Annotated in this window: 9 protein-coding genes; 8 read left to right on the top strand and 1 reads right to left on the bottom strand. The window is 53.8% G+C overall.

Annotated elements, in window-relative coordinates:
* The first annotated feature begins 131 nt into the window (after positions 1 to 131).
* On the top strand, positions 132 to 3,038 hold the full coding sequence (rapA, locus tag FOB24_RS05665) for an RNA polymerase-associated protein RapA (protein ID WP_038637132.1): 2,907 nt from the start codon (positions 132 to 134) through the stop codon (positions 3,036 to 3,038).
* A gap of 11 nt (positions 3,039 to 3,049) precedes the next feature.
* On the top strand, positions 3,050 to 3,709 hold the full coding sequence (gene rluA, locus FOB24_RS05660) for a bifunctional tRNA pseudouridine(32) synthase/23S rRNA pseudouridine(746) synthase RluA (protein WP_150344649.1): 660 nt from the start codon (positions 3,050 to 3,052) through the stop codon (positions 3,707 to 3,709).
* 173 nt (positions 3,710 to 3,882) lie between these two features.
* Here rluA and djlA read toward each other — a convergent pair whose 3' ends face one another.
* Positions 3,883 to 4,698 (bottom strand): co-chaperone DjlA, encoded by an 816-nt coding sequence (gene djlA, locus FOB24_RS05655; protein ID WP_003845702.1) that lies wholly within the window; start codon positions 4,696 to 4,698, stop codon positions 3,883 to 3,885.
* A gap of 255 nt (positions 4,699 to 4,953) precedes the next feature.
* On the opposite strand from djlA, the gene lptD reads away from it, so the two are divergent.
* Genes lptD through apaH form a run of 6 tightly spaced genes read left to right on the top strand, consistent with a single transcriptional unit; the run spans position 4,954 to position 11,695 of the window.
* Positions 4,954 to 7,311 carry an LPS assembly protein LptD gene (gene lptD, locus FOB24_RS05650; protein ID WP_150344648.1) on the top strand — a complete coding sequence of 786 codons (2,358 nt, stop codon included), beginning with the start codon at positions 4,954 to 4,956 and terminating at the stop codon, positions 7,309 to 7,311.
* A 52-nt stretch (positions 7,312 to 7,363) separates the two neighbouring features.
* Positions 7,364 to 8,650: a peptidylprolyl isomerase SurA gene (surA, locus tag FOB24_RS05645; protein WP_038637121.1), complete on the top strand. Its 1,287-nt coding sequence runs from the start codon at positions 7,364 to 7,366 to the stop codon at positions 8,648 to 8,650.
* Positions 8,650 to 9,642, top strand: a complete 993-nt coding sequence (gene pdxA, locus FOB24_RS05640; RefSeq protein ID WP_069324073.1) for a 4-hydroxythreonine-4-phosphate dehydrogenase PdxA — start codon at positions 8,650 to 8,652, stop codon at positions 9,640 to 9,642. The genes surA and pdxA overlap by 1 nt, the downstream gene beginning before the upstream one ends.
* On the top strand, positions 9,635 to 10,456 hold the full coding sequence (gene rsmA / locus FOB24_RS05635) for a 16S rRNA (adenine(1518)-N(6)/adenine(1519)-N(6))-dimethyltransferase RsmA (RefSeq protein ID WP_005124503.1): 822 nt from the start codon (positions 9,635 to 9,637) through the stop codon (positions 10,454 to 10,456). Before pdxA ends, rsmA begins: the two co-directional genes overlap by 8 nt.
* Before the next feature lie 2 nt (positions 10,457 to 10,458).
* A complete protein-coding gene (gene apaG / locus FOB24_RS05630; RefSeq protein WP_038637116.1) occupies positions 10,459 to 10,836 on the top strand; it encodes a Co2+/Mg2+ efflux protein ApaG in 378 nt (125 codons plus the stop codon).
* Between the two features lie 10 nt (positions 10,837 to 10,846).
* Positions 10,847 to 11,695 (top strand): bis(5'-nucleosyl)-tetraphosphatase (symmetrical) ApaH, encoded by an 849-nt coding sequence (apaH, locus tag FOB24_RS05625; RefSeq protein ID WP_038637114.1) that lies wholly within the window; start codon positions 10,847 to 10,849, stop codon positions 11,693 to 11,695.
* Positions 11,696 to 11,723 lie beyond the last annotated feature (28 nt).

Below are 11,723 nucleotides of genomic sequence, written 5' to 3'. Positions count from 1 at the left end.
TTCCTGGACCCATTTAACACCACTACCACTGATTTATTAGCCTGGTAGCGGGGTCGTATGCTCTCAAAAACCGGGTTAGTCCGGAAAATGACGAGTATTGCCTGCAATTAAAGATATAGAGCCGAACATATATGCCTTTTACACTTGGTCAACGCTGGATCAGCGATACAGAAAGCGAACTGGGACTTGGTACTGTTGTCGCCATGGATGCGCGAACCGTCACTTTACTTTTCTCATCGACGGGCGAAAACCGTCTGTATGCGCGCAGTGATTCTCCCGTGACCCGCGTGATGTTCAATCCTGGCGATACGATAACGAGCCATGAAGGCTGGCAACTGCATGTCGATGAAGTAAAAGAAGAAAACGGCCTGCTTGCCTATATCGGAACCCGCCTTGATACCGAAGAAACCGGTGTAACGCTGCGTGAAGTGTTGCTCGACAGTAAACTGGTATTCAGCAAACCACAGGATCGCCTGTTTGCCGGTCAGATTGACCGTATGGACCGCTTTGCGCTGCGCTATCGCGCGCGTAAATTTCAGAGCGAACAGTACCGTATGCCATGGAGTGGTTTGCGCGGCCAACGTACCAGCCTGATCCCCCACCAGCTCAACATTGCTCATGATGTTGGTCGTCGTCACGCCCCGCGCGTTTTGCTGGCTGACGAAGTGGGTTTAGGTAAAACCATTGAGGCCGGGATGATCCTGCATCAGCAACTGCTTTCTGGCGCCGCTGAACGCGTACTGATCATCGTCCCGGAGACGCTACAGCACCAGTGGCTGGTCGAAATGCTGCGCCGTTTCAACCTGCGTTTTGCGCTGTTCGATGATGAGCGTTATGCAGAAGCGCAACACGACGCCTACAACCCGTTTGAAACCGAACAGTTAGTTATCTGTTCGCTGGACTTTGCCCGTCGCAGTAAACAGCGTCTGGAGCACCTGTGTGACGCCGAATGGGATCTGCTGATTGTCGATGAAGCCCATCACCTGGTGTGGAGCGAAGATGCGCCCAGCCGCGAATATATGGCCATTGAACAGTTGGCTGAACGCGTACCGGGTATCCTGCTGCTGACCGCTACGCCAGAACAACTGGGTATGGAAAGCCACTTTGCACGTCTGCGCCTGCTGGATCCAAGCCGTTTCCACGATTTCGCCCAGTTTGTTGAAGAGCAAAAAAATTACCGTCCGGTCGCTGATGCCGTCGCCATGCTACTGGCTGGCAATAAGCTGAGTAACGATGAGCTGAACATGTTAGGCGACATGATTGGCGAGCAGGATATTGAGCCATTATTGCAGGCAGCAAACAGCGACAGCGAAGACGCCCAGAGCGCGCGTCAGGAACTGGTTTCGATGCTGATGGACCGCCATGGCACCAGCCGTGTGCTGTTCCGTAACACCCGTAACGGTGTGAAAGGCTTCCCGAAACGCGAACTGCATACCATCAAATTACCGTTGCCGACCCAATACCAGACCGCGATAAAAGTCTCCGGCATTATGGGCGCGCGTAAGAGTGCGGAAGACCGGGCTCGCGACATGCTCTACCCGGAACAGATTTATCAGGAATTCGAAGGCGATACCGGCACCTGGTGGAACTTTGATCCGCGCGTGGAATGGCTGATGGGCTACCTGACCAGCCACCGTTCGCAAAAAGTGCTGGTTATCTGCGCGAAAGCGACCACCGCGCTGCAACTGGAGCAGGTCCTGCGCGAACGCGAAGGGATCCGCGCCGCCGTGTTCCATGAAGGAATGTCGATTATTGAACGTGACCGCGCGGCGGCCTGGTTTAGCGAAGAAGATAGCGGCGCCCAGGTGATGCTGTGTTCTGAAATCGGCTCAGAAGGGCGTAACTTCCAGTTCGCCAGCAACCTGGTGATGTTCGACCTGCCGTTCAACCCGGACCTGCTGGAACAGCGTATTGGTCGTCTGGACCGTATCGGCCAGGCACATGATATTCAGATCCACGTACCGTTCCTGGAAAAAACCGCGCAATCCGTGCTGGTGCGCTGGTACCACGAAGGTCTGGATGCGTTCGAACACACTTGCCCAACCGGACGTACTATCTATGACACGGTATACAACAATCTGATCGGCTTCCTGGCTGAGCCGGAAAATACCGATGGCTTTGATGACCTGATCAAAACCTGCCGTGAGCAGCACGAGGCGCTGAAAGCCCAACTGGAGCAAGGCCGCGATCGCCTGCTGGAAATTCACTCCAATGGCGGTGAAAAAGCTCAGCAACTTACCGAAAGTATTGAAGAGCAGGATGACGACACCAGCCTGATCGCCTTTGCCATGAACCTGTTTGATATCGTCGGTATTAATCAGGATGACCGTGGCGACAATTTAATCGTACTGACGCCGTCCGATCATATGCTGGTACCGGATTTCCCTGGCCTGCCGGAAGATGGCTGCACCATTACGTTTGAACGTGATGTCGCCCTGTCGCGTGAAGACGCGCAGTTTATTACCTGGGAGCATCCGCTGATCCGCAATGGTCTGGATCTGATCCTGTCCGGCGACACCGGAAGCAGCACTATTTCTTTATTGAAAAACAAAGCGTTACCGGTCGGCACTCTGCTGGTTGAACTGGTTTACGTTGTAGAGGCGCAAGCGCCGAAACAGCTGCAGTTGAACCGCTTCCTGCCGCCAACGCCGGTACGCATGCTGCTGGATAAAAACGGCAATAACCTTGCCGCGCAGGTTGAATTCGAAACCTTTAACCGTCAGCTCAGCGCCGTTAACCGCCACACCGGCAGCAAACTGGTCAACGCCGTGCAGCAGGATGTTCATGCCATCCTGCAGTTGGGTGAGGCGCAGGTGGAAAAATCCGCCCGTGCGCTGATCGACGCGGCGCGCAAAGAAGCGGATGAGAAGCTGACAGCAGAACTGTCGCGTCTGGAAGCCCTACGTGCCGTTAACCCGAACATCCGTGATGACGAACTGAGCGCCATTGAAAGCAACCGCCAGCAGGTGTTGGAAAGCCTGGAGCAGGCGGGCTGGCGTCTGGATGCCCTGCGTCTGATCGTCGTGACGCACCAGTAACGGAGCCATACATGGGGATGGAAAACTACAATCCGCCGCAGGAACCCTGGCTGGTTATCCTGTATCAGGATGAGCACATTATGGTGGTCAACAAGCCGAGCGGCTTGTTGTCCGTGCCGGGTCGTCTGGATGAGCACAAAGACAGCGTGATGACGCGTATTCAACGCGACTACCCACAGGCTGAATCCGTACATCGTCTGGATATGGCAACCAGCGGCGTGATTGTAGTCGCGCTAACCAAAGCGGCAGAGCGTGAACTCAAACGCCAGTTTCGCGAGCGCGAACCGAAAAAGCAGTATGTTGCACGCGTATGGGGACATCCGGCGCCAGCCGAGGGACTGGTTGATTTACCGCTGATTTGCGACTGGCCGAACCGACCAAAGCAGAAAGTGTGTTATGAGACCGGGAAATCCGCGCAGACCGAGTATGAAGTGGTCGAGTTCGCGCCAGATAACACCGCCCGGGTGGTGCTCAAACCCATAACCGGACGCTCCCACCAGTTGCGTGTGCATATGCTGGCATTAGGACATCCGATCCTCGGCGACCGCTTCTACGCTCCGCCAGAAGCCCTGGCGTTAGCACCACGCCTGCTGCTGCACGCAGAGATGTTAACCATCACCCATCCCGCATACGGCAACAACATGACGTTTAAAGTCCCGGCGGATTTTTAAAACGTTGCTGGGGACGCATTTCGTTTTTGCTTTGTGTCTCTATTTATAGACACAAATCATTCGAGATGCATCGAGGCGGCAAACGAAGAAATCCCCAGGAGCATAGATAACTATGTGACTGGGGTTTCACAGTGCAGCCAACAAAGAGGCAGCTTGAAGGATGCTGTGTATATTTACTTAAATCCTTTCTGCTCTTTAATCAGCTCGTACGCCTTCTGAATTTCCTGCGCCTTCTGCTTAGCCATCTCCATCATTTCTGGCGGCAGCCCTTTCGCCACCAGTTTGTCCGGATGGTGTTCGCTCATTAGTTTACGATAAGCACGCTTAATGGTGGTCGCATCGTCGGTTGTTTTAACACCGAGAACATTGCAGGCGTCTTCCAGCGTCGGGCCTCGTTGCGCCTGCTGCCAGCCGCCACCGCCGGACTGCTGCTGATATCCGCCGCCGAACTGTGCCCCGCCCTGCATCATGCGCAGAAACTGATCAAACTGGGTGCGCGAAATCCCCAACTCTTCAGCAATCACATACAGCACTTCACGCTCGTTAGGGTGCAATGACCCGTCGGCAAATGCCGCCTGGATCTGAATCTCCAGAAACATGCGGATCAGATCGAATCTACCAAAACAGACGCTGCGAAACTGACGCATCTTTTCACGTAACGGGTAATTGTCTGATTTTCCCACCCGGAAGGCGTGTTGCGCGGCAGTACGGGAATCACCGTGCAAATTCATCCGATCCATCAACTGGCTGGCGATATGAATATCGGCTTCCGTAACGCGACCTTTGGATTTAGTCAGATGTCCCATTACCTCAAAAGTGGTGGCAAAAAAAAGCGCCTGGCGTTCACGTTGGTTGGCAAACCACGCCATTTTGCGCATGCGGGCTTTGTCGAACATGTGGCCGACTAACAGGCCCAGAACCACACCCCAGAAGCCGCCGCCCATCATTAAAGCCACGGCTACACCAATTATCTTTCCCCAATACTGCATAGACTCCCCAAATCTTTGTGCTCTCAGCCAGGCTATGTCCCACAATATAAGCTGCTTTTACCGTTTTACGGCTGCGGTCAATTGTGGGACATCGCCTATAATTTGCATTATCATACCTGTCATTCAATGCCGTGCCTAACACCACGGATGCCTAAATGGGCAGGATTAACACTAGCGCAGTGAAGATGAGATAAGTTAGGCTGTGACCGTTTGTCACGCGCGACGCTACCGATGATGGAACAATAAATACAACGTATGAAAAAACGTATTCCCACTCTTCTGGCCACCATGATTGCCAGCGCCCTTTATAGCCAACAGGGCCTGGCAGCCGATCTCGCCTCACAGTGTATGCTGGGCGTGCCGAGCTATAACCGTCCTCTGGTGAAGGGCGAAACCAATGAATTACCCGTCACCATTAATGCCGACAACGCGAAAGGGAATTACCCGGATGACGCGGTGTTTACCGGCAACGTGGATATTGCGCAGGGTAATAGCCGCCTGCAGGCCGACGAAGTTCAGCTTCACCAGAAGCAAGCAGAAGGCCAGCCGGAGCCAGTACGAACCGTCGATGCGTTGGGTAATGTTCATTACGATGACAATCAGGTGATTCTGAAGGGACCGAAGGGCTGGTCTAATCTGAATACCAAAGATACCAACATCTGGGAGGGGGATTACCAGATGGTAGGTCGTCAGGGACGCGGGAAAGCCGATCTGATGAAACAGCGTGGGGAAAACCGTTATACCATTCTGGAAAACGGTAGTTTTACCTCCTGTCTGCCCGGTTCGGATACCTGGAGCGTCGTCGGTAGCGAAGTCATCCACGATCGTGAAGAACAGGTCGCGGAAATCTGGAACGCCCGGTTTAAACTGGGTCCGGTTCCGGTCTTTTACAGCCCCTATTTACAGTTGCCCGTCGGCGATAAGCGCCGTTCCGGTTTCCTGATCCCGAACGCAAAATACTCTACTAATAACTATTTTGAGTTCTACCTCCCGTACTACTGGAACATTGCGCCCAATATGGACGCCACCATCACGCCGCATTATATGCACCGTCGTGGCGGCATCATGTGGGAGAACGAATTCCGCTACCTCACCCAGGCGGGCGCAGGCCTGATGGAGTTCGACTATCTGAACTCCGATAAAGTGTACGAAGATGATAATCCGAAGGACAGCAACTCACGCCGCTGGCTGTTCTACTGGCAGCACTCTGGCGTCATGGACCAGGTGTGGCGTTTCAACGTCGACTACACCAAGGTCAGCGACACCAGTTACTTTAATGATTTTGATAACAAATACGGCTCCAGTACCGACGGCTACGCCACGCAGAAATTCAGCGTCGGCTATGCGGTACAGAACTTTGACGCCACGGTTTCGACCAAGCAGTTCCAGGTCTTCGATTCCGCAAACAGTAACAGTTACTCTGCGCAGCCGCAGTTAGACGTCAACTATTACCAGAATGACGTCGGTCCGTTTGATACCCGTATTTATGGCCAGGCGGTCCATTTCGTGAACACCAATGACAACATGCCAGAAGCAACGCGTGTTCACCTTGAACCGACCATCAACCTGCCGTTGTCGAATAACTGGGGCAGTATCAATACCGAAGCGAAACTGCTGGCTACGCACTATCAGCAGACCAATCTGGATTGGTACAACAGTAACCCGCAAAACACCAAGCTGGATGATTCCGCCAACCGCGTCATGCCGCAGTTTAAAGTTGACGGCAAGATGGTATTCGAGCGTGATATGCAAATGCTGGCGCCGGGATATACCCAGACGCTGGAGCCGCGCGCCCAGTACCTGTACGTCCCGTATCGCGACCAAAGCCATATCTATAACTATGACTCGTCCCTGCTGCAATCTGACTACAGCGGCCTGTTCCGCGACCGTACTTATGGCGGTCTGGACCGTATTGCTTCCGCTAACCAGGTAACGACCGGGGTCACATCTCGCGTTTATGATGACGCGGCCGTTGAACGTTTTAATATTTCTGTGGGTCAAATCTACTATTTCACTGAGTCTCGCACTGGCGATGACAACATTAAATGGGAGAATGACGACAAAACGGGTTCGCTGGTCTGGGCGGGAGACACCTACTGGCGCATCTCCGATCGCTGGGGTTTGCGTAGTGGGATTCAGTACGACACGCGTCTGGATAGCATCGCCACCAGCAGCAGCAGTATCGAATACCGCCGCGACGAAAACCGTATGCTGCAGTTGAACTACCGTTATGCCAGTTCAGAGTATATCCAGGCAACCCTGCCTTCTTACTACTCGACGGCCGATCAGTATAAGAACGGGATTTCGCAGGTGGGCGCAGTGGCAAGCTTCCCGATCGCCGATCGCTGGTCGATTGTCGGTGCTTACTACTTCGATACCAACGTGAACAAAGAAGCAGACTCCATGCTGGGCTTACAGTACAACTCCTGCTGTTACGCCATTCGCTTCGGCTACGAACGTAAGCTGAACGGTTGGGATGACACCCAGAAACACGCAGTTTATGACAACACGATCGGCTTTAATATCGAACTCCGCGGCCTGAGCTCCAACTACGGTCTCGGCACCAACCAGATGTTGCGTTCGAACATTTTGCCGTATCAAAGCGCTTTATGATCTGATTAATTTACACGTAATCCGCATTGCGGTTAATTGAAATGGAAAAAGTATGAAGAACTGGAAAACGCTGCTTCTCGGTATCGCCATGATCGCGAATACCAGTTTCGCTGCCCCACAGGTAGTCGATAAAGTCGCAGCCGTCGTCAATAACGGCGTCGTTCTGGAAAGCGACGTCGATGGCTTAATGCAGTCAGTAAAACTTAATGCGGGTCAGGCTGGTCAGCAGTTACCAGACGACGCCACGCTGCGTCATCAGATCCTGGAACGTTTGATCATGGATCAAATCATCCTGCAGATGGGTCAGAAGATGGGGGTGAAAATTTCTGACGAGCAGTTGGATCAGGCTATCGCCAACATCGCCAAGCAGAACAACATGACGCTGGATCAGATGCGCAGCCGTCTGGCACAGGATGGTTTAAGCTATTCGACCTATCGGAGCCAGATCCGCAAAGAGATGACCATCTCCGAAGTGCGTAACAACGAAGTTCGCCGTCGCGTCACCATTCTGCCGCAGGAAGTGGATGCACTGGCGCAGCAGGTTGGCAACCAAAACGATGCCAGCACCGAGCTGAACCTGAGCCACATTCTGATCCCATTACCGGAAAACCCAACGTCAGAGCAGGTAAACGCGGCTGAAAGCCAGGCACGCTCTGTTGTTGATGAAGCACGTAACGGTAGCGATTTCGGCAAACTGGCCATCACTTACTCCGCCGATCAGCAGGCGCTGAAAGGCGGCCAGATGGGTTGGGGACGTATTCAGGAACTGCCGGGCATCTTTGCTCAGGCGTTAAGCACCGCGAAGAAAGGCGATATCATCGGCCCTATTCGTTCAGGCGTGGGTTTCCACATCCTGAAAGTCAACGACATGCGTGGTCAAAGCCAGAGCATCTCCGTGACTGAAGTGCACGCCCGCCATATTCTGCTGAAGCCATCGCCGATCATGACCGATCAACAGGCGCGTCTGAAGCTGGAACAAATCGCGGCAGATATTAAGAGTGGTAAAACCACCTTCGCGGCAGCAGCAAAAGAGTTTTCTCAGGATCCCGGTTCTGCCAACCAGGGCGGCGATCTGGGCTGGGCTGCTGCGGATATTTTCGATCCTGCTTTCCGCGATGCGCTGACCAAACTTAACAAAGGCCAGATGAGCGCCCCGGTGCATTCCTCTTTCGGTTGGCATCTGATCGAACTGCTGGACACGCGTAATGTCGATAAAACTGACGCAGCGCAGAAAGACCGTGCCTACCGTATGCTGATGAACCGTAAATTCTCGGAAGAAGCAGCGACCTGGATGCAGGAACAGCGCGCCAGCGCATACGTTAAAATTCTGAGCAACTAATGACTCGTATTCAACGCGTTGTCATCACTCCCGGCGAACCCGCCGGGATTGGCCCAGACCTCGTGGTTCAGCTCGCACAGCGTGAGTGGCCCGTAGAACTCGTCGTCTGTGCGGATGCCGCTCTTCTCAGTGACCGGGCAGCGATGCTCGGTTTACCGCTTTCACTCCTCCCCTACTCTTCAGATACTCCAGCCAGACCGCAATCAGCAGGTACGTTGACGCTGTTACCGATTGCGCTACGAGCACCTGTAGTCGCAGGTCAGTTGGCGGTAGAAAATGGGCAATATGTCGTGGATACGCTGGCTCGCGCCTGTGATGGTTGTCTGCAAGGTGAATTTGCGGCGCTGATTACCGGTCCGGTCCACAAGGGCGTAATCAATGACGCTGGCGTGCCGTTTACCGGGCATACCGAGTTTTTTGAAGAGCGCTCACAGGCAAAGAAAGTGGTGATGATGCTGGCGACGGAGGAGCTGCGCGTGGCGCTGGCCACCACGCATTTGCCGCTCAGAGCCGTTGCCGACGCCATTACGCCCGCCCTGTTGCAGGAAGTGATCGGCATTCTGCATCATGATTTGCGCACCAAATTTGGCATTGCCGATCCGCATATTCTGGTGTGCGGTCTTAACCCGCATGCTGGTGAAGGCGGTCATATGGGGACGGAAGAGATAGACACCATCATTCCGGTCCTCGATGCACTGCGTACGCAGGGGATGAAACTAAACGGCCCACTGCCAGCAGATACGCTGTTTCAGCCCAAATATCTCGACCACGCGGATGCCGTATTGGCAATGTACCACGATCAGGGCCTCCCCGTGCTAAAATACCAGGGATTTGGTCGCGGGGTGAATATCACGCTGGGCCTGCCCTTTATTCGCACATCTGTCGATCACGGCACCGCGCTTGAACTTGCGGGTCGTGGGCAAGCAGATGTCGGCAGTTTTATTACGGCGCTTAATCTCGCCATCAAAATGATTGTTAATACTAATGAATAATCGAGTCCATCAGGGCCACTTAGCCCGTAAACGTTTCGGGCAAAACTTCCTTAACGATCAGTTTGTGATCGAAAGTATTGTCTCTGCTATCAATCCGCAGAAGGGTCAGGCAATGGTCGAAATCGGCCCTGGCCTGGCAGCATTGACCGAGCCAGTAGGCGAACGTCTGGACAAGCTCACGGTCATTGAACTGGACCGGGACCTTGCCGCGCGCCTGCAAACTCACCCGTTTTTAGGGCCAAAGCTGACGATTTATCAGCAAGATGCCATGACGATGAACTTCGGCGAACTCGCACAAACGATGGGCCAGCCGCTGCGCGTTTTCGGCAACCTGCCGTACAACATCTCCACGCCGCTGATGTTCCATCTTTTTACCTATACTGATGCCATTGCCGACATGCATTTCATGTTGCAAAAAGAGGTGGTCAATCGTCTGGTTGCAGGGCCAAACAGTAAAGCGTATGGTCGATTAAGCGTCATGGCGCAATATTATTGCAATGTGATACCGGTACTCGAAGTACCGCCATCCGCATTCACGCCTGCGCCTAAAGTCGATTCCGCCGTTGTGCGTCTGGTTCCTCATGCGACGATGCCGTACCCGGTTAAAGATGTCCGCGTGCTGAGCCGTATTACCACCGAAGCGTTTAATCAGCGCCGTAAAACGGTACGTAACAGCCTCGGCAACCTGTTTAGCGTTGAGGTCCTGACCGAGCTGGGTATTGATCCGGCGATGCGAGCGGAAAATATCTCTGTCGCGCAATACTGCCGGATGGCTAACTATCTGTCAGAAAACGCGCCATCGAAGGAGAGTTAAAGATGATCAATTCGCCCCGAGTGTGCATTCAGGTACAAAGCGTCTACATTGAGGCGCAATCCTCACCTGATGATGAACGTTACGTTTTTGCTTATACCGTGACTATCCGCAATTTGGGGCGAGCGCCTGTGCAGCTGTTGGGGCGTTATTGGTTGATCACTAATGGTCATGGCCGCGAAACCGAAGTTCAGGGCGAAGGTGTGGTTGGCGTTCAGCCCCACATCGCACCTGGCGAAGAGTATCAGTACACCAGCGGAGCGGTAATTGAAACACCGCTGGGCACCATGCAGGGTCATTACGAAATGATCGATGAACAAGGCATCGCCTTTACCATCGACATTCCCGTGTTTCGGCTCGCCGTTCCAACACTCATTCACTAAAACAATAACTATGGCGACATACCTTATTGGCGACGTTCACGGTTGTTACGATGAACTGATCGCCTTGCTGCACCAGGTAGACTTCAACCCCGAACAAGACACCCTATGGCTCACTGGCGATCTGGTCGCGCGTGGGCCGGGCTCTCTGGACGTTTTACGCTACGTGAAATCGCTGGGCGATAGCGTGCGGTTAGTCCTTGGCAATCACGATTTGCACCTGCTGGCCGTATTTGCCGGTATCAGTCGTAACAAACCGAAAGACCGGCTCACACCGCTGCTCGAAGCACCGGACGCGGATGAGTTGCTTAATTGGTTACGCCGCCAGCCGCTCTTGCAGATTGATGAAGAGAAGAAGCTGGTGATGGCGCATGCCGGTATTACCCCACAATGGGATCTGCAGACAGCGAGGAATTGCGCCCGCGATGTTGAAGCCGTATTGTCGAGCGACTCTTATCCCTTCTTCCTCGACGCCATGTATGGCGACATGCCAAACAACTGGACACCGGAACTCACGGGACTGGCGCGCCTGCGTTTTATTACCAACGCATTTACCCGCATGCGCTACTGCTTCCCCAACGGTCAGTTGGATATGTACAGCAAAGAGTCGCCAGAAGATGCGCCAGCCCCACTGAAGCCCTGGTTTGCCATTCCTGGACCGGTCAGTGAAGCCTATAGCATTGCTTTCGGGCACTGGGCATCGCTGGAGGGGAAAGGCACGCCTGAAGGTATCTACGCGCTGGATACGGGATGTTGCTGGGGGGGAGACCTCACCTGTCTGCGCTGGGAAGACAAACGGTACTTTGTACAGCCATCAAATCGCCATTTGAATCTGGATCCCGGCGAGGCGGTCAACGCCTGATAGTCGTTTGCCGGATGCGGTGCTCGCA

Origin of the sequence: Citrobacter werkmanii (assembly GCF_008693645.1) — a bacterium.
Lineage (GTDB): Bacteria > Pseudomonadota > Gammaproteobacteria > Enterobacterales > Enterobacteriaceae > Citrobacter > Citrobacter werkmanii.
The sequence above is the reverse complement of the archived record's forward strand: the minus strand, read 5'-3'. Positions and strand labels throughout refer to the sequence as shown.

What these genes read in the sequence shown, in the direction of transcription:
- rapA (WP_038637132.1), top strand. Translation starts at nt 132, where the DNA reads ATGCCTTTTACACTTGGTCAACGCTGGATCAGCGATACAGAAAGCGAA.
- rluA (WP_150344649.1), top strand. Translation starts at nt 3,050, where the DNA reads ATGGGGATGGAAAACTACAATCCGCCGCAGGAACCCTGGCTGGTTATC.
- djlA (WP_003845702.1), bottom strand. Translation starts at nt 4,698, where the DNA reads ATGCAGTATTGGGGAAAGATAATTGGTGTAGCCGTGGCTTTAATGATG.
- lptD (WP_150344648.1), top strand. Translation starts at nt 4,954, where the DNA reads ATGAAAAAACGTATTCCCACTCTTCTGGCCACCATGATTGCCAGCGCC.
- surA (WP_038637121.1), top strand. Translation starts at nt 7,364, where the DNA reads ATGAAGAACTGGAAAACGCTGCTTCTCGGTATCGCCATGATCGCGAAT.
- pdxA (WP_069324073.1), top strand. Translation starts at nt 8,650, where the DNA reads ATGACTCGTATTCAACGCGTTGTCATCACTCCCGGCGAACCCGCCGGG.
- rsmA (WP_005124503.1), top strand. Translation starts at nt 9,635, where the DNA reads ATGAATAATCGAGTCCATCAGGGCCACTTAGCCCGTAAACGTTTCGGG.
- apaG (WP_038637116.1), top strand. Translation starts at nt 10,459, where the DNA reads ATGATCAATTCGCCCCGAGTGTGCATTCAGGTACAAAGCGTCTACATT.
- apaH (WP_038637114.1), top strand. Translation starts at nt 10,847, where the DNA reads ATGGCGACATACCTTATTGGCGACGTTCACGGTTGTTACGATGAACTG.